The sequence below is a fragment of the Pedobacter sp. GW821-FHT01D05 genome (assembly GCF_059422505.1).
In genome coordinates this window covers 50,425-76,117 of the sequence record NZ_JBWKXA010000006.1, presented here as the reverse complement: position 1 = coordinate 76,117, position 25,693 = coordinate 50,425, and the positions used below count along the sequence as shown (strand labels likewise).

19 protein-coding genes are annotated in these 25,693 nt (G+C 39.3%); 4 read left to right on the top strand and 15 right to left on the bottom strand.

The features are described from left to right. Together AC07VK_RS19950 and AC07VK_RS19945 are read left to right on the top strand one after the other, a co-directional pair. Positions 1 to 218, top strand: a 218-nt coding sequence (locus AC07VK_RS19950; RefSeq protein WP_494939818.1) for a hypothetical protein, incomplete at its 5' end; no start/stop codon positions are given. Between the two features lie 22 nt (positions 219 to 240). Beyond that, on the top strand, positions 241 to 1,578 hold the full coding sequence (locus tag AC07VK_RS19945) for a sigma-54-dependent transcriptional regulator (protein ID WP_492963070.1): 1,338 nt from the start codon (positions 241 to 243) through the stop codon (positions 1,576 to 1,578). Between the two features lie 234 nt (positions 1,579 to 1,812). Here AC07VK_RS19945 and AC07VK_RS19940 read toward each other — a convergent pair whose 3' ends face one another. After that, positions 1,813 to 2,265, bottom strand: coding sequence for a substrate-binding domain-containing protein (locus AC07VK_RS19940; RefSeq protein WP_492954450.1), 453 nt, complete (start codon positions 2,263 to 2,265; stop codon positions 1,813 to 1,815). A gap of 46 nt (positions 2,266 to 2,311) precedes the next feature. On the opposite strand from AC07VK_RS19940, the gene AC07VK_RS19935 reads away from it, so the two are divergent. Then, positions 2,312 to 3,946: an ABC transporter substrate-binding protein gene (locus AC07VK_RS19935; protein WP_492963072.1), complete on the top strand. Its 1,635-nt coding sequence runs from the start codon at positions 2,312 to 2,314 to the stop codon at positions 3,944 to 3,946. Between the two features lie 52 nt (positions 3,947 to 3,998). Here AC07VK_RS19935 and AC07VK_RS19930 read toward each other — a convergent pair whose 3' ends face one another. From AC07VK_RS19930 to AC07VK_RS19890, 9 genes are all read right to left on the bottom strand, one after another. After that, positions 3,999 to 6,449: a TonB-dependent receptor gene (locus AC07VK_RS19930; RefSeq protein WP_492963074.1), complete on the bottom strand. Its 2,451-nt coding sequence runs from the start codon at positions 6,447 to 6,449 to the stop codon at positions 3,999 to 4,001. 198 nt (positions 6,450 to 6,647) lie between these two features. Further along, complete coding sequence (locus AC07VK_RS19925; RefSeq protein ID WP_492954447.1) at positions 6,648 to 7,886, bottom strand: class I SAM-dependent methyltransferase; 1,239 nt, start codon at positions 7,884 to 7,886, stop codon at positions 6,648 to 6,650. A 10-nt stretch (positions 7,887 to 7,896) separates the two neighbouring features. Then, complete coding sequence (locus AC07VK_RS19920) at positions 7,897 to 8,709, bottom strand: DUF1365 domain-containing protein (RefSeq protein ID WP_492954446.1); 813 nt, start codon at positions 8,707 to 8,709, stop codon at positions 7,897 to 7,899. 245 nt (positions 8,710 to 8,954) lie between these two features. After that, positions 8,955 to 10,199: an NAD(P)/FAD-dependent oxidoreductase gene (locus AC07VK_RS19915; RefSeq protein WP_492954445.1), complete on the bottom strand. Its 1,245-nt coding sequence runs from the start codon at positions 10,197 to 10,199 to the stop codon at positions 8,955 to 8,957. A 75-nt stretch (positions 10,200 to 10,274) separates the two neighbouring features. Beyond that, positions 10,275 to 11,303, bottom strand: a complete 1,029-nt coding sequence (locus AC07VK_RS19910) for an SAM-dependent methyltransferase (protein ID WP_492963076.1) — start codon at positions 11,301 to 11,303, stop codon at positions 10,275 to 10,277. A gap of 54 nt (positions 11,304 to 11,357) precedes the next feature. Continuing rightward, positions 11,358 to 12,155, bottom strand: coding sequence for a DUF1295 domain-containing protein (locus AC07VK_RS19905; RefSeq protein WP_492963078.1), 798 nt, complete (start codon positions 12,153 to 12,155; stop codon positions 11,358 to 11,360). Between the two features lie 92 nt (positions 12,156 to 12,247). Continuing rightward, a complete protein-coding gene (locus tag AC07VK_RS19900) occupies positions 12,248 to 12,577 on the bottom strand; it encodes a DUF1475 family protein (RefSeq protein ID WP_492963080.1) in 330 nt (109 codons plus the stop codon). Positions 12,578 to 13,097: 520 nt separating this feature from the next. Continuing rightward, the gene (locus AC07VK_RS19895; protein ID WP_492954441.1) at positions 13,098 to 13,826 is read right to left on the bottom strand and encodes an acyl-CoA desaturase; all 729 of its coding nucleotides are present in this window, start codon (positions 13,824 to 13,826) and stop codon (positions 13,098 to 13,100) included. Positions 13,827 to 14,066: 240 nt separating this feature from the next. Beyond that, positions 14,067 to 14,564 (bottom strand): cupin domain-containing protein, encoded by a 498-nt coding sequence (locus tag AC07VK_RS19890; protein ID WP_492954440.1) that lies wholly within the window; start codon positions 14,562 to 14,564, stop codon positions 14,067 to 14,069. A 255-nt stretch (positions 14,565 to 14,819) separates the two neighbouring features. Here AC07VK_RS19890 and AC07VK_RS19885 point away from each other — a divergent pair, with 255 nt between their 5' ends. Next, entirely contained in the window at positions 14,820 to 15,986 is a 1,167-nt protein-coding gene (locus AC07VK_RS19885; protein WP_492963082.1) for a chondroitinase-B domain-containing protein, read from the top strand. A 251-nt stretch (positions 15,987 to 16,237) separates the two neighbouring features. Here AC07VK_RS19885 and AC07VK_RS19880 read toward each other — a convergent pair whose 3' ends face one another. From AC07VK_RS19880 to AC07VK_RS19860, 5 genes are all read right to left on the bottom strand, one after another. Then, positions 16,238 to 17,101 carry a polysaccharide lyase gene (locus AC07VK_RS19880; protein WP_492963084.1) on the bottom strand — a complete coding sequence of 288 codons (864 nt, stop codon included), beginning with the start codon at positions 17,099 to 17,101 and terminating at the stop codon, positions 16,238 to 16,240. A 265-nt stretch (positions 17,102 to 17,366) separates the two neighbouring features. Then, positions 17,367 to 18,398: a LacI family DNA-binding transcriptional regulator gene (locus tag AC07VK_RS19875; RefSeq protein ID WP_492954437.1), complete on the bottom strand. Its 1,032-nt coding sequence runs from the start codon at positions 18,396 to 18,398 to the stop codon at positions 17,367 to 17,369. A 103-nt stretch (positions 18,399 to 18,501) separates the two neighbouring features. Further along, positions 18,502 to 20,382, bottom strand: coding sequence for a RagB/SusD family nutrient uptake outer membrane protein (locus AC07VK_RS19870; protein ID WP_492954436.1), 1,881 nt, complete (start codon positions 20,380 to 20,382; stop codon positions 18,502 to 18,504). 12 nt (positions 20,383 to 20,394) lie between these two features. Then, positions 20,395 to 23,538: a SusC/RagA family TonB-linked outer membrane protein gene (locus AC07VK_RS19865; protein ID WP_492963086.1), complete on the bottom strand. Its 3,144-nt coding sequence runs from the start codon at positions 23,536 to 23,538 to the stop codon at positions 20,395 to 20,397. Positions 23,539 to 24,122: 584 nt separating this feature from the next. Beyond that, positions 24,123 to 25,679 carry a RagB/SusD family nutrient uptake outer membrane protein gene (locus tag AC07VK_RS19860; protein ID WP_492954434.1) on the bottom strand — a complete coding sequence of 519 codons (1,557 nt, stop codon included), beginning with the start codon at positions 25,677 to 25,679 and terminating at the stop codon, positions 24,123 to 24,125. Between the last annotated feature and the right edge of the window lie 14 nt (positions 25,680 to 25,693).

Below are 25,693 nucleotides of genomic sequence, written 5' to 3'. Positions count from 1 at the left end.
AGCCCTTTATTTTATCCACCTCATCATCTTTCGGTATTTTTATCCCCAACCCGTGGTCTGTGTCCCCACAGACCACTCCTTTCTTTTGCAACATTTATCTTTTCGTTCTGTGGGGACACAGACCGAGGAAGAAGAGTCCAGAGTTTGAAGTACAAAGCTTAAAGACCAAAGTTGTTTATTTTATCCGCGTCGTCATCTTTCGAGATTTTTATCCTTAATATTGCAGCATAAATTTTACCTATGAATGGCATGGTGCTCATCATCGATGATGAAAAGAAAATCTGCAGTTTACTTTCCAGAATTATAGAATTAGAGGGGTTTAAAACCCTACAGGCCAATACCGGGAAAGAAGGCCTTAAATTGCTTAAAAATAACGATGTAAGCATTGTAATCAGTGACGTAAAACTACCCGATGTTAATGGGGTTGCACTGGTTAAGGATATTAAAGCCATAAAATCTTATGTCGAAATTATAAACCTTACCGCTTACGGTACCATTGCCGATGGCGTTTTGGCGATTAAAAACGGTGCATTCGATTATCTGGTAAAAGGCGATGATAACGACAAAATTATTCCGCTGTTGTATAAGGCAATGGATAAATCAAATCTACAGCGCAGGGTTTCTGATCTGGAAAACAAAATCGCTAAAAAACATAGCTTCGAAACCATAATCGGTCAATCAAAAACTTTAAAGGAAGCAATTGATCTGGCTAAAAAAGTAAGTGCAACCGATACTACTGTTTTATTATTGGGAGAAACAGGAACTGGGAAAGAAGTTTTTGCTCAATCGATCCATTATGAAAGCCCTAGGGCTGCAAAACCATTTGTGGCCTTAAATTGCAGTGGCTTTAGCCCTGATTTATTGGAAAGCGAACTATTCGGATACAAAGCAGGGGCTTTTACGGGTGCCAATAAAGACAAAAAAGGGCTATTGGAAGAGGCTAACGGCGGCACCCTATTACTGGATGAAATCGGCGAGATGAACCTCGATTTACAGGCAAAGTTATTGCGTGTACTCGAAAGCCAGACTTTTATCAAAGTAGGCGATACCCAAACACAACAGGTAAACGTTCGGATTTTAGCCGCCACAAATAAAGATTTAAAGGCCGATGCTGCCTCTGGAAAATTCCGCTCCGACCTTTATTATCGGCTTTCGGTTTTTACCATCACCTTGCCTCCGCTACGCGAGCGCAAGGCAGACATCCCTGCACTGGCTAAGTTTTACCTGAAAGAATTTGCCGATAAGGTAAACCGATCTGCACCAAAAATGGATGATAAGATCTTATCGATATTGGGCGATCATAGCTGGAAAGGAAATATCCGGGAACTTAAAAATGTGATCGAACGTTTGGTAATCCTATCTGACGGAGATACTTTAAGCGCTACGGCCTTACCTCCTGAATTTTTTGAATTTACGCCGATAGAAAACGATTACAACCTACAACAGATAGAAAAGCAGCACATTCAAAAAGTACTCATCCATACCAAAGGCAATAAAACAGAAACCTCGCGATTACTGGGTATCGGTTTGACCACACTTTACCGTAAAATAGAAGAGTACCAGATTAGAGAGGTCTGAAGGCTGGAAGGTAGAGGGTTGAAAGGTTTTCTCGTGCTGTCAGATATTTCTATCTGACATAAAATGCAATGCTTTAGCTGAGAAGTTGTAAAGCTGCAAATCCTTTCAGCGGATTAAAAATTCAGTTAACACCGTTTCTAAAGATAAAATCGTATTACTACTTATGCACTCGTTTGAAAATTAGCGCGAGCATTGAATTTTAGTTTTTCTCATCCGTCTTACATCTCACATTCCCTATGCGCCAAACCTGATCCATTTATCACCTTCATGGCCAAAGATAAAAGAACCCGGGTGTAACATTTCGGCGATATCTTCTATTAGCGAAACGGCATTTTCAGCAGTTCTTTCGCGGTTAACATCGTCATTCAATAAAATGATTCTGTTGTTTTGCACGGCTTGCCAATCGGTATTTAATGCTGCAGGTACTTCTCTCATTAAATCGGTTAAAGTTTTACCCGGCTGATAATAAATAATAAAAACAGCGCTTAGTATGTCAGTCTCTATCATTCCACCTGCCAGCGAAATTTCTTCTGATAAAAAATATTCCGGATTGTTGCTCGTATCTAAACAGGCTACAGGCATTTTATCCATAAACTTAATCTTGTGCTCCACTAAATCTAAACGTTCCTGTAATTCTTCTTGCTGAGCAGCATCGAGGCCGATAAATAAATCGTTTAAAAAAGACATCTGCATTAAATTTATTAATTTGTGCAAAAATAACATTCCTAACCGCATGCGAGGCTCATTTAATTATATATTTTGGTTTTTTTGTGTAAGCTTATTCTTTTCATGTAAGGAAAATGCTGATCATCAGGACAAAAAAGTCTTTAATATTAATCTCGATCAGGGTTTAACCTCTATTGATCCGGCCTTTGCGCGCAACCAGAATGCGATCTGGATGACCAACCAGATTTTCAATGGTTTGGTACAGATCGACTCATCCTTGCAAACACGGCCCTGTATAGCCAAAAGCTGGCAGGTTTCGGAAGATGGGTTAACTTACACTTTTAGCCTGCGTAACGATGTTTACTTTCATGATGATCCTATTTTTAAAAATGGCAAAGGGCGCAAAGTAACTGCAGGTGATTTTGTATATAGTTTTTATCGTTTAATCGATCCAAAAGTAGCCTCATCAGGCGGATGGATTTTTAGTGATAAAGTGCAGGATAAGCATAATTTTATCGCATTAAATGATTCTACTTTCCAGATTAAGCTGGTACGTCCTTTCCCACCGTTTATGAGTCTACTCACTACACAATACTGCTCTGTTGTACCTAAAGAAGTTGTAGAACATTATGGTAAAGATTTTAGAAGTCATCCTGTTGGCACTGGCCCTTTTAAATTTAAATACTGGAAAGAAGGTGAAATATTAGTGCTTTTAAAAAACGAGCATTATTTTGAAAAAGATGCCAAAGGGATAGCACTACCCTATCTTGATGCCGTTAAAGCCAGCTTCATCACCGATAAACAAAGCGGTTTCATGAGTTTCCTGAAAAAGGATCTGGATTTCTACTATAATGTAGACGGCAGTTACCGCGACGATATCCTGACCAAAAGCGGGAAGATGACCTCAAAGTATAAAGGAAAATTTACATTAACCAAAAGCCCATACCTGTGTACCGAGTATGTAGGTATATTGGTTGATAGCAGCCTTTCGATTGTGAAGAAATCGCCATTACGGTTAAAAAAAATCAGGCAGGCCATTAATTATGCTATAGACCGTGATCGGTTAATTAAATACTTAAGGAATGGCATTGGCGTAGCCGCAACATCTGGTTTCATTCCTAAAGGCATGCCTGGTTTTGATAGCCTGGCTGTTAGGGGATATGCCTATAACCCAAAATTGGCTGCCAAACTTTTAGAGGAAGCTGGTTTCCCGGAAGGAAAAGGTATGGGAGAAGTAACCTTAAATACAACCACAACTTATAAAGATCTGATCGAATTTATTCAGGGCGAGCTTACTGCCGTAGGTATTAAAGTTAAAATTGATGTAAGCCCAAGTGCTAGCCTAAGAGATTTAATGTCGAAAAACAGCGTAAACTTTTTCCGTGGTTCCTGGCTTGCCGACTATGGCGATGGCGAAAATTTCCTTTCGATGTTTTACTCAAAAAACAAAGTCCCTTATGGACCAAATTATACTGCTTTTTACAATAAAGCATTCGATCAATTGTTCGAGAAAAGCTATTACGAAACCGATAACGAAAAACGTTTTGAGCTGTACCGCAAAATGGATCAGATGGTAATGGATTATGCTCCGGTTGTTCCCCTTTTCTACGACCAATCTGTAGTGATGCTGCAGAATAACATCTCAGGTTATTCCTTTAATCCATTAAGTTTGATGATTTTAAAAAGGATAAAGAAAAACTAAAAAGCCTCCCGATTTTTACCGGGAGGCCTGAACTATATATTTAGATTGGGTTTTATTGTTGAACGCCGCCCATACCACCTTGTTGCTGATCTTGTTTCACATCGTCGTTTTTGATTTTTTTCTTCTCCGTAAATTTAAGCTTACCGAATGAATAACTAAAGTTCACACCGAAAGAACGTAATGGGTAATAAATGTTAGTGCTCTGATAAAGTGTACTTACTTTATTTCCAAGTGTTGTAACAGAATTATTTACGGTTTTAATATGCAGATCGCGGGTAAATGGATTTAAAGTATTGATGCCAATTGAGCCTTTTTTGTTCAGGATATCTTTTTTGAATGATGCCCCGTAGAAAATCATTGCATCTGTTTTACCTTGATACGTTCTTCTTGGCGAGTTTACCACACCAAACAATTCGAAATTATAACCTTTGCCAAATCCGTATGCAGACCGGCCAAAGATATTATAGTTTAAAAAGGTACCTGTACTTATTCCTGTTTGCGTATTGCTCACCTCATAGGTATTAACACCAAGATTAGTCATTAAAGTCCATTTTGGTTTTGGATTGTAGGAGGCAAAAACATTCGCTCCATAAGTTTGTGCCACTCCCACATTTATATATGTGGATAATGTTTTCTCAAATCCGTTCTCTTTTAATGGAGTGATAGAACTTTCGATTACCCCACCTGTGCGACGGTAAAATACTGATGCATTGATCACAGATCCTTTAATAAAGGTCGAATAACCAAGCTCAAGGTTATCACTTAGTTCAGGACTTAATGTTGGCTCTCCTTGTCTGATATTAAACTGATCGCTCTCATTACGGAAAGGGTTCAAATAGGCTAAACTCGGTCTTTGCACCCTACGGTTGTAACTTAATTTCAAAGTTGCATTGCCTTTAAGTGTTTGCGAAATGATCGCGCTTGGAAATAAGTTAAAGTAGTTATTTTTCTGAATGCCCGGATTAATAGTATTGAAATCGATACTGGTATATTCTGACCTTAAGCCACCTTTAAAGTTTAATTTTTTACTTAATTTAAAGCTAATTACCCCATATGCAGAGGCTACATCTTGCTTGTACTCAAAATCCTGGTTTGCATTATTAGAAAATTCACTATTGATGTTTCTGAAAATGCCCTTTGCACCTACCTCTAAAATAGTCGATTTGCTAAACGGATAAGTGTAGTCTGTTTGTATAGTGTATTCCTGATTTTTACCGGTATTGTTATTATTTACAGCAGGAAATGAACTTCCAATAATTTCGTTTTGGAAATCTGTTGTATTTCTTCCCGATGATAATTGGCCAGAAATTGTGAATTCTTCTCCTTCTTTTTTAGTGGTATGCTTATAGTCTACATTCCAGTCGAAGTTATTAAAACCCATGTCCATATCACTGATATTTTTAAACGGCACACCATTTAAAACATAATCCGCACTTCCCGGACCACCATTTGAAAAGTTATTGTATTTTATATTAGAGCTTACGTTGTTATAGGCATTAAAATCATAATCAACACCAAAACTACCGTTATAACCTTTACGGCTCCATTTAGAAACCCCGTCTTGCATAATGTTAGTTATCGTTGTTTTGCCAATGGTATCCGTACGCGTACTATTTTCAAATAATACTCTCGAATCCTGAGCATAGGCCAAATTTGTACCCAGACTTGCATTTACACTTAAACGACCCGTTTTCGCAGTTAGGTTAAATGCACCATTGTTCTGACGTGTACCTGCAGATGCATTTACCGTACCGCTTACGCCCTGCGCATTTGATTTTTTAGTGATAATATTGATGATACCCCCTGAACCTTCAGCATCATATTTTGCTGATGGACTGGTAATTACCTCTACACTTTTAATCTGTTCAGCAGGAATCATTTTTAAGGCGTCAGAAACGCTGCTGGCCATCGTTCCAGATGGTTTACCATTAATCAACACACGAACGGCACCACCGCGTAACTGAACATTTCCATCAACATCAACAGATAACATCGGCACCTTACGCATTACATCTGTTGCATCGCCGCCGGCATTTGTGCCATCAGCCTCTGCGTTATATACCATCCTATCGATTTTATTTTCGATAACTGCTTTAGTTCCCTGAACCTGAACATCGGCCAAAGTATTTTCGCTCGATGAAATGTAGATTGTACCTATATTATTATCGGGTTTTGATGGTGTGGTAGTAACCAAAACAGATTTTGTTTTGTAGCCCATAAAACCGATCATTAACTTATATGAATCAGGCGATACATTTTGTAAGGTTAATTTTCCTTTTTCGTCAGTTACACCACCGTTTATAGATTTGTTGTCTTTTGCATTAATCAAGGATACAGTAGCGTAATCAATTGGTTTTTTAGTAAGTGAATCAAGTATAATGGCAGTAATACGCCCGGTAACGGTAGATTTTTTTGGTCCTCCACCCAAGCCGCCGCCAGTAAACTGAGCATGCGCGGTAACAAATAAGCCAAGAATGAAGGTAAGTAGTAGAAGTTTTTTCATGTTAAGAGTTAGTCTTTTGTAATTAGTCTACGCAAATTGCATTTTGTTACAATTACAACCTATACTTTTTATCCTAACACTTCTAATTTGTCGGCAAACACTATGCTTTTATCGGTAAAAGGAATCATTGTGAATGGAAAAATGTAAAACGGAAGATGCGAAGGTTACCTTACAGCCACATCCATCTTACATTACACTTTACCTCGAAATATTATTCGGCCTTGAATAAACCATTTGCATTACATTAATATTCCGCATGGCAAAGGCAGCCTCACAATAGTTTAAGTAATAATTCCACTTGCGGATAAAAGTTGCGTCAAAACCTAAGGCTTTAACTTTATCGAGGTTCTTATTAAATTCTGTAAACCATAAATGTAATGTTCTGGCATAATCTAAGCCCAGATCTTTTAAGTCGACAAGCGTTAAATCGCCAGTTTCATTTATCGCTTTATTTATCGCTGCCACCGAAGGCAAAAGCGATCCGGGGAAGATGTGTTTCTGAATCCAGTCTACACCGCTTCTCAATTTATCATACCGGCTATCGGGCGAGGTAATAACCTGGAAAGCAAAAATTCCATCAGGCTTCAAGAGCTCCTGACATTTTTCAAAATAGGTTTCCAGGTACTGGTGACCGACAGCTTCAAGCATTTCGATAGAGACAATTTTATCAAAGGTCCCTTCAATTTTACGGTAATCCTGAATAATGATTGATACCCTGTCAGATAAACCCTCAGCCTTAACCCTTTCTACAGCTAATTTTTGTTGTTCTTTCGAAATGGTAACCGAAGTAACACGACAGCCATAATTTTTGGCTAAAAAAATTGCATTACCGCCCCAGCCACTTCCTATTTCCAAAACGTGATCAGTCGCTTTAATTTTTAATTGTTTAGCTAATCGATCGTACTTGGCATATTGAGACGCTTCTAAGCTCAAATGCTCAGTAGAAAAATAACCGCTGGAATAAGTCATGGTTTTATCCAGAAAAGTAGCGAAGAAATCATTATTGAGATCGTAATGCTCCGAAATATTTTTCTGCGATCCGGCCAGAGTATTAGCCCTACGCACATGGTACATCTTGTTCACCCACTTAAAAAGGTTTAACGCAACAGATTTTACCTTACTACCAGTAACAGAAGGTGCATTTTCAATATTCAGTATTACCCACTTAATTACATTCGTAATATTAGTGGTATCCCACAAACCGGAGGTATAACCTTCTCCAAAGCCGATATCACCATAAAGTACTATTGATTTAAAAAAATCAGGATGATTTACCTGGATATTTGCTTCAATTTTATGTACGCCATTGCCAAAAACCCAAATCTCTCCACCTGGCAGCGAAAGTTCTAATTTACCCAGTGTCATTTTAGAAAGTGCGGTAAGCACTACTTTTTCGAAAAAACCTGTGGATGTTTTGGTAGCAGCAAGCGTATTCATATTCTTTTATCTATTTTATTTGTGGTTTATACGGCTTATATACGTTGCGTTGCAACTCAGGGTTTTCGGCTTTTGGGTGAAAAGGTATTTTTTTTATCCAAAGTTTAAAAGCCTGCCAATGGATCATGCCCATTATCTGCAAAGGAATTAGCGGAATGGAGAAAAAATACTTCAGCATATTGCTGTTGGTTAAGGCTTTTTTCGCTCCCTTTAAGGTACTGATAAAAAACAGGTTACCATTTTTATCCAGGTCATCAATTTTAATATCGAGTGCATCCCCAGGTACATTTAATCTAAAATCGAAGGTATCATCATGATCTATAAATGGGGAAACATAAAAATATTTTTTGGTTATTTTTTTGAAAGTATCGCCCTGTAATTCGTCTTTTCCAAAGAAAAAAAGTTTCATTTCCCGGTAGGTATTACTGATTTCGGCCACGCAACAAACCGGTTTGCCCTGCTGATCGAAACAATAGTAAAAAGAAACCGGATTAAAATTATAGCCTAAAACATTAAGGTTGGTAAGCAGTTTTATTTTCAGCTCCTTACCATCCACCCCATTTTCTTTCAGGTAATTTTCTATATGCTGGCGGGTATTTTTAGTCTGATCGGGATTATCTTTTGGCAATTGAAGATGCTCTGCATCTCTAAAAGAAAAGAGGTTAAATTTATTAAGGCTAAACCAGCGAAGCTTTTTACTCAGCAGGTTCAATTCATCCAGATCGATATAGAACATATACACCCTGTACCAAAAAGAATGTTTTTTCGGCGCTAAGCGATGGTGCATCACTTTTGCTATATATATGCTTGATGTGAATTCCATTGTTATTACAATTTACGAAATTTATAGTTCATGCCTCCATTTTGAGTTCGTCATTTCGAGCGAAGTGCAACGCAGTCGAGAAATCTATATCAATTAGCGCGCTCACTAACTTAACCTCATTCCCGCGCAGGCGGGAATCTTAATACAATTTACAAGCCAGACTAAAGCATTACGATTATCTTCGATGAGCAATCGTGGTTCCCAATCAACCCGATAGCTATCGGGTTGGGAATGACGTAACTGCTTTATAACTCCATGCACAAATCAACAGCACTTTTATACGCATCTTCGTGGAAACCATACTTAAAATAGCTGCCACAATAATATATCGGTCCCTTTTCATTTAACCTGTGCAATTGCGCTTGTGCCTGCATGGCCGAAACATCAAACAAAGGATGGTGGTAATCGATTTCTTTAATAATCTTTTCAGGGTTTAAGGTTCCGGTCGGATTAATGGAAACAAAGTAATTTTGTTTTTCAGAAACACCCTGCAGGTTATTCATCCAATAAATGGTACTCGGCAATAACTTATCGCCCTGTTTTTCTACACGGTAATTCCAGCTGCTCCAGGCTAACCTGGTTTCAGGCATCTGTTCTTCGTCGGTATGCACTACAGCTTTATTCAGCTGGTATTTAAATTTCGAAAGCAGTTCGGTTTCGAGTGTGGTTTTATCTTTTACAATTTCGAAAGTCTGGTCGGCATGAGTGGCCATAATCACCTTATCGAACTCAAATACTTCTCCTTTCTCGTTTTCGACTTCAACTTTACCGTTTGCTAATCGTTTTACCGAAATGATTTTATTGTTGATTTTGATCCTGTCACGGAAAGGTGCAATCAGTTTTTCACGATAAGACTGACTGCCATTTTGCAAAGTATACCACTGGTGTTGCGTATCTAAACCTAAAAAGCCATGATTTTGAAAGAAGCGGATCAAAGTTACAGCTGGAAAGTCCAAAATCTGTTCCATCGGTGCACTCCACACAGCAGCACTCATGGGAATCAGGTATTGCCAAAGCATATCATCACTGTAACCAAACTCCTTAAAAAACTTTTCTATAGAGTAGTCCTGATATTCTGGCTTATCCAAAATCTCTATACTTTGTTTATTGAAACGGTTAATCTGCATGAGCATTTTCAGGTATGAAATGTTGAACAGATTTTTTCGCTGCGCAAAAAGATGGTTTAAGCTCGAGCCGCTATATTCTAGTTTCTTAGGCAAAAACTGAACACTGAAAGACATATCCGTTTTCATTACTGGCGCATCAATTTCGGCAAACATTTCAGTTAGGTTTGGATAGGTCTGATAATTAAAAACCATAAAACCACTATCTAAATAAACAGGTTTACCATCCTCTTCGAGCGTTATGGTATTGGTATGCCCACCAATATAACCGGCTTCTTCGAAAAGCGTAATATCATATTTGTGTTGCAGTTTATGGGCGCAACCCATGCCTGCTATTCCTGAGCCAATGATGGCGAGAGTTTTCATTTTTATTGAATTGAGATGTGAGACCTGAGATTTGAGACAGATAAACCATACGCCTTAAACCGTATACCTTATACCTTATACCTTTGCAAACAGATAATGGCACACCATCCATTCATTCCCTTTATTGTAATTGAACAGTTCGGCGCAAGACATGTAGAATAACCGCCAGTACACCCACCATTTCACCGCCTGACCTTTACCGTAGGTCGTTTCTAAAATAGGCATGATTTCCTTTTTATGTTTGTCCATATTGCTTAACCAGGCTTCGGAGGTTTTACCGTAATTGCTTCCATTTACTACCCAATGTTTATCGATCTTGAGGTCGTCGTTAAAGTAAAAAAACAGGTGATTGGAAGGCATAATGCCTCCGGTAAAAAAGTATTTACTCATCCAGTCGGTTTCGTCTATCACCTCAAACTTGTAAGCCAGGGTTTTGTGGGTAAATATGTGTACGAATAACTTACCGTCTGGCTTCATAAAGGAAGCCACTTTGTTTAACAGGAATTTATAATTACGCATGTGCTCAAACATTTCTACCGAAACTACCCGATCGAATGTATCGGCAATCGTAAACGTATTCATATCGGCAGTTAAAACCGTTAGGTTCTGTATTCCACGCTGTTTTGCCGTTTCATCAATAAAAATTTTCTGTGTAGCAGAATTAGATACCACGGTAAAAGTACTCTTCGGGAACTTTGCCGACATATAAAGCGATAGCGAACCCCAACCACAGCCCAGTTCCAAAACATTTTGGCCATTCTGTAAGTCGGCCCTTTTGCAGGTTAAGGCCAGCATATCATCCTCCGAGGTATCTATATCTTTAACACCTGGTTTCCAGTAACCACTACTGTATTTTAAGTTTTTGCCAAGACAATACTGAAAAAATGCAGTAGGTAATTCATAATGCTGTTCATTGGCATCCGCCGTATTTACCGCTATAGGCGATTGTTTCAGCTCGGCAACCAGATCCATAAATTTTTCCTGCTGTAATTCTTCGTTGCCCAGCGTTTCATCATCCAGGCGTTGTTTGCATAATTTTCTGATGCCGATACGCAATGCTGTATCCGGAAGTTTGTCGTTTTCTAAAAGTTTATCGTACCACATTTTAAGATAGAGGGTTATAAGGTAAAAGGTTTAAGGTTTTTTGAAGACTTCCAACTATTTCTTCTTAAACCACGGAAAAAAAGCGCTCGTTGTTTGTTGATATTTTTGATAAGCTACAGGTTTGCTCCGTAAATTTTGCTCTTCATTATTCGGAATGCCGGTAACCCTGGTTAGTAAATATAAAATAATAGCAGGGCTGATGATGGCCAGGATACCCCAGGGCGAGGCCAGCGCAAAAATGACATAAGCCATCCAGGTTAACCATTCGAAAAAATAGTTTGGATGCCGGCTGTAGTACCATAATCCGGTATCGCAAACTTTACCTTTGTTACTGGGATCTTTTTTAAATGCAGCAAGCTGCCTATCGGCAATCATCTCACCAAAGAATGCAATTACCCAAACCGCAGCGCCAATATATTCTAAACTAGAAATGGCCTGTGAAGGATTGGCCGTAATAATAAAAAACGGAATGGCCAGTATAACATTGGATATTGCCTGAAATTGAAAAAATATAAAAAAATTCCGGTCCGCTTTGTCTCCCCATTCTTTGCGAAGTTGCGCATACCGGCCTTCTTCTTCATCTAAATGACCTATAACGCGCTGCCAAAGGTGGATGCCCAACCTGAGCTCGGCGATTAAAAAAATACCACAGATTAAAATTTTGCGGGGATCAAATCCGTCCGACAGAAAAAAAGTAATCAGCGTAATTACCGGAAAATTCAATGCCCAAAAAACATCAACTACTCCGGCATTTTTGATTTTTTTTGCCCAGAGCCAAACCAGGGCCATAATTAAACAACAGGCAACAAGAGAGATGAGGACAATAAAAAGTAGATGTTTGGTTTGTGGCATAAGGTTTAAGGTAAAAGGTTTAAGGCCAAAAAGCCCAACTAGCAAGCTTATTAAACTTCAAAGCAAAAGCCCCACACCCTCAATTCTACATACTATGCCTTAAGCAGTAATTCTTTAACACCTTCGCCATCTTTTAGTTTGAATAAATGCACTAAAACATAGGCTAAGGTTGCTATGCTACCTAAACATACGAACAAAATGGCCATAGAGATTTTAAGAATAATGCTTTTTTCTTTATAAAACATCCAAAGGGTGATAATGAAGATGTTAGCATAAAAATCCCACAATGTGGCGCGCATCCAGGGGATGCTGCCTAGAAAGTCCCATTGATCAAACAGGTTACTTTCCAGCGAGGTAGCGATTACCTTATAACACATAAAAACCAGCAAGGCCGAAAAAACAATTTTGAGGAATTTGATCATCAGAATGGAAATTTATTTAAAACAGATTGCCCTATATACGGTAAGATAAGCAAAAAGGATTTTATTGTAAAAACCCCGGGATATTCTCCGTGATTTCCGTGCATCCGTGGCTAAAAGTAAATGTGTGGTTTTTGAAAAGCAGGTTGCTGCTCGTTTCGGCTACGACAGTCCTGCCATTCACTACAATCTTTTTGAGGTATTTACGTGCTGGCACCAGGTATTTGCCTCTTATGAAACAACTGCTTCATGCCTCAGCATAGCAGGGGTAAAACTGTGCAAGAAACAGCATTGAAGGAGGGAATCATCAAATGAAACTTATGCTATTTCCTTCAGCAGCGTCAGAATGAATAGTTGTATGGTTAATTCAGTGCTTCTGTGGCGAAAAAAGCTAAGGCTTATTAGTGAACCAAATAGGGCAAAAAAATGGTCTGTGAAGACACAGACCTTATAGTTACGTAACAACCCTTCGCCTATGCTCAGGGTGGCAAATTAATTAGTGAAATATGTTTTCAACCTCTTCTTAAACCTTTCTAATTTTTATAATACGCATCCAGTGCAATACCTTCATTACCGGATAGGTTGGATCAAATTCCCACCATTTGGTAGCAAAGTTAGGACTGTTTGGTTTTTTGTGGTGGTTGTTCTGAAAAAGTTCGCCCATTAATAAGAAATCCCAAGGTAATGAGTTTTTGCTATGATCGTCATTATCATGGTTAGAATAGCCATATTTATGACCACACCAGTTTACAATTGCCCCATGTAGAGGACCCATCAAAAAATGGATCGGTAACAATAAATACAGCCACCAGTGGTTGGCAAACGCAACATAAAAGCCGATATAAAACAGCCCACATGCAATTCTCCAGGCCCATGAATTTCCAATTTTATCAACAATCGGCCATTCGGGATAATTTCCCTGGAAAGCTGGCTCTGGCTGTATTTTAAATTGAAGATAATTCATATACATATTTTTTGTTGCAATCATCATCCCGAAAACATCCTTAAAAAAATGTGGAGAGTGCGGATCTTTTTCAGTGTCGCTGTAAGCATGGTGCATCCGGTGCAAGATGGCATAAGCCCTGGGGTTTAAAAATGATGAGCCTTGCGAAATCAGCAATATCAGATAGAAAAACCGCTCCCAAAAAAGCTCCATTTTAAACATCTTGTGCGACGAGTAACGGTGAAGAAAAAAGGTTTGACTAAACAGGGATAAAAACCAATGGCAAAGAAAAAAAATGAAGATAATCATGTATAGGGTGTATGCTTTATAAACGTAGTTTGAGGGCGTTTAGTTTTAATAGCGTAGAAAAACCGCTTTAAATTAAGCGTTTAGATAAAAAGAATAAGTTGTACCATAAATATAGATTGTCATCCTGAGCTTGTCGAAGGACCTGTTTAAATACACTTTAAGGTGTTTCGACAGGCTCAACATGACAGCATTTGAGTTGAAACTGCCTTTATAGTACAACCTCTTCTTTTAAATTATTTATTATCTACCGAAATCGTCTTGAACACGTACGATATCGCTTTCATCTGATGGGTTTGCAGCATCGGTATGTTGCCATATTTCTGCTACAACACCCCAATCGTCTAAACCGATTAAACGGTGACGTTCACCTTGTTGTAATTTGATCTGATCTTTTGGAGCGTATTTTTTCACTTCACCTTCTTCATCAGTCTGGCTGGTCTTAATGCCAACGGTACCTGTTACCACTTGCCAAATTTCGGCTCTGCGGTGGTGATATTGCCACGAAAGGCGTGTATTCGGTGCAACGATTAAAATTTTCGGGCTTAATTTACCGCCAATTTTAAGGTCTTCAACATTTAGTCCATCAAAATAAGTATCGGCAAATTGTTGCGCCTGCGCTTCGTCTATTACAAAGAAACCACCCCATGGACGTGTTTCATCGCGGTTTACTACATTAAAACCTTCAATTTTTAAACGTTGTGCTACGCTTTCAAATATTTCTTTTTTGTCGTTTGTCATTGATAAAATATTAGTTTTCTAATGATTGTTGAGGTTCACAGGCCTTAATTTATCTCCTGTGTGGTTCTATAATTTGCCGCAAAAATAAGCCTAATAAATTAAAAAAGCCTCTTCAAGCTTTTTATTTTTTTAAACTCAATTTACGAATCGCCTTAAAATACGCCTATACAGTGGTTAAGGCGGTAAAATTATTGCTAATAACATTTTAGCAAGTGCTGCTTTAGTATGTTTGATAAATATTAATACCTGCTAAAAATGATCCAAAAATTCGCCACCTGTATCTTCCTCTTTTTTGTTCTCGCCCAGAAAACCTCAGCCAAAGTTTACTATATCAGCAGTGAACAAGAATTTAAGGCAATTGAATCTATTTTGGTTCCCGGCGATGAAATAGCAATCAAAAATGGAAATTATGCCAATTGGGCAATAGCCATCAGCGCAAAAGGCACTTCAGCTAAACCGATTATTATCCATGCAGAAAAACGGGGGGCGGTCACTTTTTCAGGGAATATTACTCAACCTGTTTTTAAAATTTCAGGAGATTATATTTTTGTCAAGGGGATCAATTTCAAAAATGCGGTACTGAGTAAAACGGGAATATTGATTGAGTTAAACACAACTAATAATTGTAAGATATCAGACTGTAATTTTTTCGCAAATCAGGTTAAATCGCAGTTTACCCCTTTAGTTGTTGTATCAGGTAATGGCAGTCATAATGTTGTTGAAAGCTGTAGTTTCGTAGCAAATGTAGATAATCAGGATGTGCAGGTTAAAATCACCAAAGAATCTTATCCGAAATTTACGCTGATCGAAAACAATGTTTTTAGTGATAAAGTGAAAGTGAGCTGGCAAAACGGTAATGGTGGTGAGTGTGTACAAGTAGGTCAAGATCCGGTATTATTGGGCAATCAGCGTCCGGAAAGTACTGTACGCAAAAACAGATTTATCCGTTGCAATGGTGAAAATGAAGTGATTAGCAATAAAAGCAGTGGTAATAAATACCTGAACAATTATTTCGAAGATAATGATGGGGAATTGGTAATGCGTGGCGGACATGATTGTATAATTGCCGATAATACATTTAAAGGAGGTACAGGTGGCATCAGAATTAATGGAACGGGGCACATGGTGATCAACAATAAAATTGATGGCATCCAAACGGCTATTCGTTTAATGTACGGCATGGCAAAAGGAAAAGATGAAATCGGTTTTTATATTGCGGCCAGCGATTGTATGATAAAAAACAACACCATATCAAATGCTACAACGGGTATATTGCTTGGCGACAGCAAGGATGCAGACTGGACCGGAAAATTCGATACTAAAAGATATCCCTCGCCGGTGATGCAAAGTGTTGCCCCTTTTAACAATACGATTGCAGAGAACAAATTCAAAAATGTAAAAACCGAAGTATTGAAGAAATAATATTTAACATAAAAGAGATTGTATCAAAAGTGATGTCCAAGAATTAAATCAGAATTATTTAGGTGTTGTCGTCATTCTCGCGCATGCGGGAACCACGCAGTGCTCAGCAAAGCTAATCCTAAAGCTTATGAAAACTAATGCGTTAAGATTTCCAATCAAGTTGGGAATGACGATCCATCGAAATACTATTCCACAATTAAATTAGTCAAACTACTTTAGTACAATCTCTTTTTTAAGTCAGTTATAATGTCCTATTGAACCTTATTCACTACAAGATCATCAAAATAAATGTAACTGGTTTGGCTTGAGCCCCATACCGCAACATCTTTTCCACCTCTAAAATTGTGGAATGATAACCTGTTAATCAAACGTTGTGCATCATTGGTCGTCCAACGGATAGATTGATCCAATACGGTAGTTCCGTTGATGATAACCTGTACCCAACCGTTGGTGTTTGATCCGGTGTTGCTTTTTACATATAAATGAACGGTATAAGTATTGCCTTTTACCAGGCTACCTGATGAAGGATAAGATTTACCGAAAGTATCGCCGCAAGGGCCTGCCATATCCCTGTGGTAAACATAAGGCTGAAAAAACACACGGCTACCGGTATTGTACCACATTAAACGTAAACTTCCTCCGTTACCATCGCTGGCAATGTCGCATCCGGTATTGCCTTCACCGATTAAGAATCCGAAGCCAACTTTACCGCCTCTGCTCCAGTCGAACTGACTGTGAAAACGTACTTTAAAGGTAGCTTCGTATGCTGAACCATCTGATATATCAGCACCGGCAATTAAACCATTCGAAACAGAATTGGGTGCGAGGGTAGCCCTGGCCCAATTGCCCGAAATATAGGCCCTACTTTCGTTCCAGCCCGTTAAGTTTGCGCCACCAAAATCGGCACTGGCTTCGCCATAGGTATAGGTGCCATCGGCATGGGTAAAACCGGTGTTGATATTACTTGGAATAGCCTCTGTAGTAGCTTTGGTATTTGATTGTGCTACAACATCAATGTTTTCTGGAATTGATTCTACGACTTTGTCTTTCTGACAACCGTAAAGGCTTAGGGAAAATACAAGCACCAGTGATGCAATAAAATGCGTTGAATTCATTTTCTGACTCATGTTAGTTTTAGTTAGATTTAAAATTTGGTTAGTATTATTTTTAAGTGAGGTGTAATCTCCTATCCTTGATAGTTTATTACTGATTTAATTTGGTAGCTGTTTTTTATTCTTTTGGTTAGCTTGATCTGATACCCTAACCTAATCAAAAATGTAATTCAAAACAGACGACAACTACCTTAAAAACAGCTAAATTGGATTTAATTGATGTTACAACGATTGAAATATTTACACTGAAATATTGCCAGAGCCGATTTTATAATAATGCATAAGATTCATGAACCTTTAAACTGCAGTTTACAATTACTTTTTTATAATCCCTGGCTTCAATATCACCATTAATAAGTTTAACAAGCAACATAACAGCCTGTTCGCCTAAGGCCTCGGGGTTTTCTTCGATAGATGCAATTGGCGGGGTACTGAGATAGGTAATAATAGGATCGTTACCGAAGCCTATACATTCGAGTTTTTTGGCATAAGGATGTTCAACTGAACGCAAAAATTTAATCGTATCAAATAATAACTTCTCTTTAAATGCCACTAAAGCAGTAGGTCCGTTTTCAGGATCGCTAAATAGGTTTTTAATGGCTACACGGGTATTTTCATCATCAAAATCGGTATAAGCTACATGATTAGCATTAAAAGAAATATTGTTATCCTTAAGTGCATTAATGTATCCAGAGAAGCGATCGTGACTAAAATTGACCATTTTTGGCCCGCCAAGATAAGCTACTCTTTTATGTCCGCGGTTAATCAGGTATTCAGTGGCCATATAGCAGCCCTGATGCGTGTTACCCAATACTTTATGGCAGTTAAGGTTAAAGCTTGGATTACGGGTATAATAAACTACCGGTATTCCTATTTTTTCGAATTGATCGAGATGGGCGAAATCGGAAGTATGTTTGGAGATGGCTACAATTAATCCATCTACTCTCGAGCCTAAAAGCGTAGCCGCAGCAGTTACCTCCATTTCAAAATTATCGTGCGATTGACTGATAATAATATTATAACCGTTCATGGTAGCCAACTGTTCCATGCCATAAATACTGCGTGTAAAAAAATGGTCGGAAAGATTGGGCAGTATAATACCGATAATCCTTGATTTACGGTCTCTAAGCCTTAACGCAGAAATATCGGGTGTAAAATTTAACCTGGCGGCGAGCTCCTTTACCCGCAACTTTGTACTTTCTTTAATCCGTGGATAATCTTTTAACGATTTGGAAACGGTAGAAATAGAAAGCTTTAACTCTTTTGCAATTAATTTTAATGTAACAGGTTTATTTTCCATAGGTAAAGGAGGTTAAGCGTTACAATGTGGTGAGCGTTTTAGTAAAGGTTAGGGGTTAGTGTTTAATACATAAACTGCCCCTAACCCACTAAACATTAATGTACTAAGGGATTTTATCCAATGCCGGAACATTGTTTTCGTAACCCGTATAGCCTTTATTTTGATTGATACGGCCCTCTGTATTAAAGCGCTGCGCTGCTGCCGGAACAGGCCAAAGCACATGGTATGGGGAAATCCTGAAGTTGACCCCTAATACTGTTGGTACCTTGTTCCGGTAAAAATCGTTCTTTTCTATAATCCTGTCGTAAAAGAAATTATTATCAGAAAAGGTGGCAAGATTATAGCTTTTTCCATTATAGGCAGGCTTACCTGTTGTTGCAAAGATATAGGCAATACGGGTAAGCTCTGTTTTACGCGGTTCTTCGTAAAAGAGTTCTCTCGCTCTTTCGTCTAATATCGTTCCAATAGTAACTGCTGAGGCATCAGTTAACAGTGCTGCATTGGCCCTAGAACGCACTTGGTTTAAATCGGCCATCGCCAGGGCTAAATTCCCTTTCCAATAATAGGCTTCCGCCCGTAATAGATAGGTTTCGGCCAAACGGAAGATATACCAGTCGGTATTGGTTCCTCTTGGCGGTGTCCAATATTTATCAGCCGCAAGTGCATTGGTAGAATTGATAAAAGTTTTATAATGTGGCCAACCAAAAAAATGGCGGATGGTATCTAAACCTTTATTCAAAAACATGTTGTTTACATTCGCAGGGGTCACATCTACCAGCGGTTTACCATACAGCGCTCTTTCGGCAACGTTACTTCCCGTTTTAATGGCAGGGTTATTATATACCAGGTCAGTCATGTTCATCCACATGCCCGGTGCATGGCGGTAATCGGTATTGTCTGTCCAGATATTTTTGGTGCTATATGCGGTACCACGGTAACGCCCAATTCCCCGGCCATACATTAATGTTAAAGGTATTTCTACATTTACCCCATCTACAATGGCCTGGGTGGCACCAGATGGTGTTTTCAAATTGGCGAAATGCCAGGCAGGTACACAGTTACGCATTACTTGTGAGCCCAAATCGGTAGCCCCGGCAAGTGTTTCTCTGTCAATGGTTAAAAAAAGTGCCTCCCGGTTAGCCGCAATAGCTTTATTATCCATCCGGTGCAAATCCCAAACCACATTTTTGCTTGCATCACCGGCAGTACTTCCGAAGCGGGTCCGCATTAAGCTATATGTTCCACTGTTGATTACATTATTAGCTGAGGTAATGGCTGCATCAAAATCGCCCAAAGCCAGATTAACTTTGGTAAGCAGGTGGCTACAGGCGCCCTTGGTTACGTCCCCACGATCTACATTATCCTTTAACCATTTTTCGGCAAATAAAAGATCTTCCTGCATTTTTTTCAATATCACGTCGCGCCTGGTCGAAAAGTAATCCAGTTTGGGAGATGTGATATCTTTTAAATTCAACGGTACGTCGCCAAATTGATGTACCAAACGGTAATAATAATAAGCACGGTAAAAATAGGCCGCACTAAGAATAGCATTTCTTTCGGCCTCATCTTTAAAAGTTACATTATCGATGTAGGTAATCACGGTATTGGCCATACGTACTCCTCTAAAACCTTCTGTCCAGTAAAACCCGATCCTGTTGAAATCAGGATTGTCCAGATTCGCATCGGGCGTTACCCGGGTATCCATATCCTGGGCCTGCGTGGTTTTATCGGTTGTTCCGTCTACAGCTACTTCAGAGAATATGGATTCGGTAACAATGGGCGCCATATCGCCGGTAAATTCTCTTCTCACGTTGGCTCCAATCGCTGCAATAGCTGCTTTCATCGCGGCTACACTTGTTAAAGCGGTTTGAGGCTCCAATTGTGATAATAATTCTGAATCGAGATTTGATTTTTTACATCCATTTGCTGATAGTAGAACGGCCAGGGCCACAAACGGAATTATTTTTTTATATGTGATATTCATCTTTGTCATTTTTTAAAGGGTAACATTCAGTCCGAAAGTGTAAACTCTTGGTGTTGGAACCGGATTTCCATTATTATCTGCAGTTTGCGGGTCCCATTGGTTCCAGTTTGGCGCATATACACCAGCATTACTTACATTGGCATATATTTTTGCACCCTGTACCCTCAGTTTACCCAGAAAATCTTTGGGCAGGCTATAGGCAAGCGCAATGGTATTTAACCGGATAAACGAGCTTTTACGATACGAATTAAAACTTACACCACTTAAACCCGAATTTAGGCGGGCATAATCATTAATGGGGTTACCGGGAGTCCAATAAGGTACAGCATATGAGCTCGATCGGCCAAAACCTACACTGCCAGGCTGATTTTTAGTCTGGTTATCCGCCCTAAGCTGCCCCCAGCTAGATATAAGTTGAAAAGAAAAATCGAAATTTTTATAGATGTTAAAATCGTTGCGGAACGACCAATTGAACCTTGGGCTTCTGTAGCCTATAAACTGTTTATCCAGATCGTTGTACACATAATTTCCATCTACATCCAGTAATTTAAAGTCGCCCGGCTTAATACCCTTGTTAAACTTATTAGCTTCTGCCACTTCATTTTCCTGCCATACCCCTAAAATTTTATACTCCCAGATTACATCGATATCTTTACCGATAAACCATCCGTTACCCGGGTCATCATTAGGTGTGGCCAAGCCAACAATTTTATTGCGGTTAAGTGAAAGGTTTGCAGAAGTGCTCCAGGTGATATTTCCGCCTGTAAAGTTTTTACTGGTGATGCTAAACTCAAATCCTCTGTTATTTACCCGGCCCAAATTGGCAATAACATTTACATAGCCCGAAACATTCGGTAAAGTCTGACCAATTAAGAGATCTGATGTTTTCTTGTCATAAAGTTCAATAGATCCGTTGATTCTATTGTTCAAAAATCCAAAATCCAAACCAAGATTTAACGACTTTGTTTTCTCCCACTCCAGGTTTGGATTACCCAAACGCGAGCTGTTTACAACCGTATTCACCTCTCCTGGTGTACCACTGCCGTTAACCGATTGATACTTGCCCCCGGTTAAAGTCTGGATAGCTACATAAGGATCAATCACGTTGTTGGCATCCCTGATTTCTCTGTTTCCATTGATACCGTAAGATAAACGCAGTTTTAAAAAATCGATCCATTTAACCGGTTTCAAAAAGCTTTCTTCACTTACTGTCCAGGCCACTGCAGCAGCAGGGAAATTAGCACGTTTTTTAGAAGCTCCAAAAGCAGAGTACCCATCTCTACGCACAGAGCCTGTTAAAGCATACCTGCCTTTGTACGAATAATTTACCCTGGCCATCAAAGCATCGCCCGTGTACACCTTATCATCGCTGCTTACGGTTGGTTTGTTACCACTTTGAATGTTATGATAACCCAAAACATCTGTTGGCGCAAAACCCTCATTACTGGCAATGGTATACCAGGTAGAATATTTTTCGGCATTAACCAAAAGCGTTACATCAATGTTATGATCTGTTGCAATGGTCCTGTTCCATTTTAAGAGGTTATCCAGCTGCCAGTTGTATCTGGTTTCCTGCGCCCTTGATGCTGAACCGCCAGGTATGGTTACATTTGGATTTTTAGAAGATTGGTGGTTAAAGGTGCGGTATTGATCTAAACCCGGACTAAAATTAGCTTGATAAGTAATACCAAAAGGCAATTGTACCTTGGCATAAAGGCTACCAAACAAAGTACTCTGTTTTTGCAACCTCGAATTATAAGTTCGGTCAAGAAAAGGATTACGGGCATTAAGGCCGTTATCATCGGTAGGGATTCTCCTCAAAGAGCCATCTGCATTGTAAAAATCGCCGTAAGGAGATAAATCCGGCAGTTGCGAAAACTGTGCTTCAATAGCACCCTCATCACGGTCGGCAAATTGTAGGTTCATACCCAGGGTTAAAAACTTAGCCGCTTTACCTTCCAGGTTTAACCGGGTACGGAAAGTGCTGAAGCCACCACCAGCAATAATACTTTCGTTTTTAAGATAACCAAGCGACATGTAATAAGAAACTTCTTCTTTTTTCCCACTGAGGCTTAAGGTATGATCCTGGCGTTGGCCCGTTACAAAAAGCATATCGTACCAATCGGTTGTTTTTCCGGCAAGGTAGTTGGCCTTCTCGTTGGCCAAAAGACCAAGACGGCTTAACCAAAGATCAGTTGGATTGGTGGTGGTTTGTCCATTTAACCATTGGGTAAGTGTTACGCCCTCTGGCAGGTTATTGGGGTCATTGTAGATATACGGTGGGTTTACCCCGCCACTACGCTGTACATCAGCACGCCAGTTTAAAAAACCCGGGCCATCATACACAGGTTGATCCTCGGCCAGGGTAGCCATCCCGAAGTTTGTATTTACGGTAATGGTTGGCGCGCCGCTTTTTCCTTTTTTAGTGGTAATGGCTACAACCCCCGTTGCTGCTTTAGCACCATAAACCGCAAGCGAACTTGCATCCTTAAGTACATCAACCGATTCGATATCGTTGGGGTTAATATCAGACAGCTGGCCGATAAAAATAACACCATCTAACACAATCAGGGGCGTTGTAGTACCCGTAAGCGTTGTCTTACCACGCACAAGCAGATCTCCTCCACCTTTAGCGCTGTTATTAAAACCAACACTTAAACCCGGGATATTACCACGAAGAATATCGGTAACACTATTTGGATTTTCATTTTCCAGCTGCGTGGCTTTAATACTCGAAACGGCACCGGTAACATCTTTTTTCTGTGCAGTACCATATCCGATTACCACTACATCGTTAAGGCCTTGCACACCATCGTCCATCGTAATATTAATAGTGCTTCTACCGTTTATGGTAACTTCTTGTGTAGTAAAGCCAATAAATGTGAATACCAGGGTTTGATTGCCATCAGGAACCTTTATGCTATACTTACCCGAAGCATCGGTTAAGGTGCCAACTGATGTATTTTTTAGCCTTACACTTACCCCTGGAAGCGTTATGCCTTTGTTATCTTTAATAGTACCCACAATAACAGTTTGGGCAAAAGCACTGCCACTGCCAAGCAGCACCAGAAGCAAAAACGCAACTTTTTTTGCCTTACCTGCACAGATGCGCCTGAGGTATAGCAATACTACTTTTTGGTTGTAAATTTCACTCATAATTATAGTTTAGTTAATGATTATCTATTAAATGATCTTTGTCGCAGTCAGAACGGCCAAATGCTTAGCTGTAAAAAGTTCAGAACTTAGTTAGATGGCAAAACGGCTGCTGAAATAGAATGGAATATTAGCCTGAAAAAAAATGAATAGTCCCAGCGAATGGTGGCCTTGGTTGATTCTTAAACATGGATAATTTGGTTAGACTTATTTATCTAATATAAAAATCTGTAGCGCCAGATGTAAAGGGCTATAATTCAAATAAGCTAAAAATGTGCCTCAGATTGGATTTACAACGATGTAATTAATTTCGGGTTTTATACTTTATGTTTTCTATTACCACAGATGGAACAGCTAAACATGCACTTATTTGCTTGCATTTTAGTAGTTAGCCACGGAGGTGCAGCAAACGCGAAATACATATGCGTTTATTATCCTGAGAGATTATTTATTGTATAAAAATCAACACGAATGACATGAGATTTAACGAATCAATATATTGCGTAGAATCGTCATTAAACCCCACTAAACAAAAAATGGTGCCTGAAAATATTTCCGGCACCATTTTCTTATTGAAATTTTCAGTTTTAATAACCTGGATTTGGAGTCAGGTTAGGATTATTTTTGATTTCCGAAGTCGGAATCGGAAACAATAAATGTTTGGTTTGCAAAGGTTGGTTTACACTTTTGTTAATGTGACCAACAAAATTATCAAAACCATTAGTGGTTTCATTGTACACTTTACGCAAGCGAACCATATCAAACCAGGTAATACCTTCGTAACACAGTTCATGCCAGCGCTCTCTCCAAACCGCTTCTTCAAACTGCGTTTGGCTCAAGCCTGCAAGATCAGCCAGTTGAGCCCTTTTCCTTACAGCATTTACCGCAGTATATGCAGCAACATTCGGGCTACCATCTGCCCTGTTCTGTGCTTCTGCATAAATTAATAGCGTTTCGGCATAACGGATCTGTGGAATATTCAGATCACTCCTGCTGGTACCTTCTACACCTAGTGTTCCATTTGCAATCAGATCGAAGTGTTTAAAAACATAAGGTTTACCACGGTTAATCAGCGGCATTTTAAAGCCATCGGTATAATAATCGGTAAAGAAATAACCTTCTCTGTTTTTAGCCCTTAAATCTCCTGCTTCATACGAACCATAAAAACTTGCTGTTGGGATAGCAGTTCCAATCCCATCAATTTTAGAAACCAAAGGCTGGTGTAAAGGTAGATATGAAGACTGTAAAGGATTACCAGATCCGGCAGCATCATTGTACTGGATTCCGAATAAATGCTCCACTTTATTGTCATTCTTCGCATCGTGCAGGGCTCCATAACTTGGAAATAATCCAAGTGATGCAGGATTCCCGGTTGAATAATCGATTACCTCTTTGGCTTTATCTGCAGCTAATTTATAATAAGCTGCTCCCTTGTTAAGGGGTTGTCCGGCCATGGTTAAATATACTTTTGCCAGTTCCGTTTTAATTGCCGCTGTAGAAATACGCCCGCTTGCATCCATAAAAGGCAAACCTGCTGCTTCTGCAGCAACCAGATCATCAACAATCTGCTTGTATACCTGTTCTTGTGGTGTACGGGAAGGAGAAAAATTAGGATCGTTAGGACTGGTAATCGGTTTTGTAATCAAAGGTACATCACCCCATAAACGTACCAGGTAAAAATAGGCCCAGGCCCTGATGAAAGATGCCTCTCCTAAAATTCTTTTTTTCTGCGCATTATCCATCGGATTAATGCCCGGAACTTTATCCAATACCAGGTTGGTTTGTGCAATCACTTTGTAAAAGCCGTTCCAGGTTTGGTTAACATGCAAGTTTGTTCCATCATAAATTAATGAATACAAATTATTCAGGTCGGAGTTTTGCGCGGTTTCGGTAGATTGTATTCCCGTTGGTGCATCCAGCATCTGCCAGTTGTTGGAATAAATACCAGCACCGTTTCCAATAAACCGGATCTCTGCATAAACAGCAGCAATACCCGCCTCTGCATGCTCGGGTAAAGTATAAAAACTATTGGGCGAAAGATTGGTGGGATCTGTTTCATCTAAAAACTTCTTACATCCAGAGTTCCCGATTATAGCACCGCTTAGCAACAACAAAGCAGCGATATTTTTTATATTTATTTTCATTTTGATATCCTTTC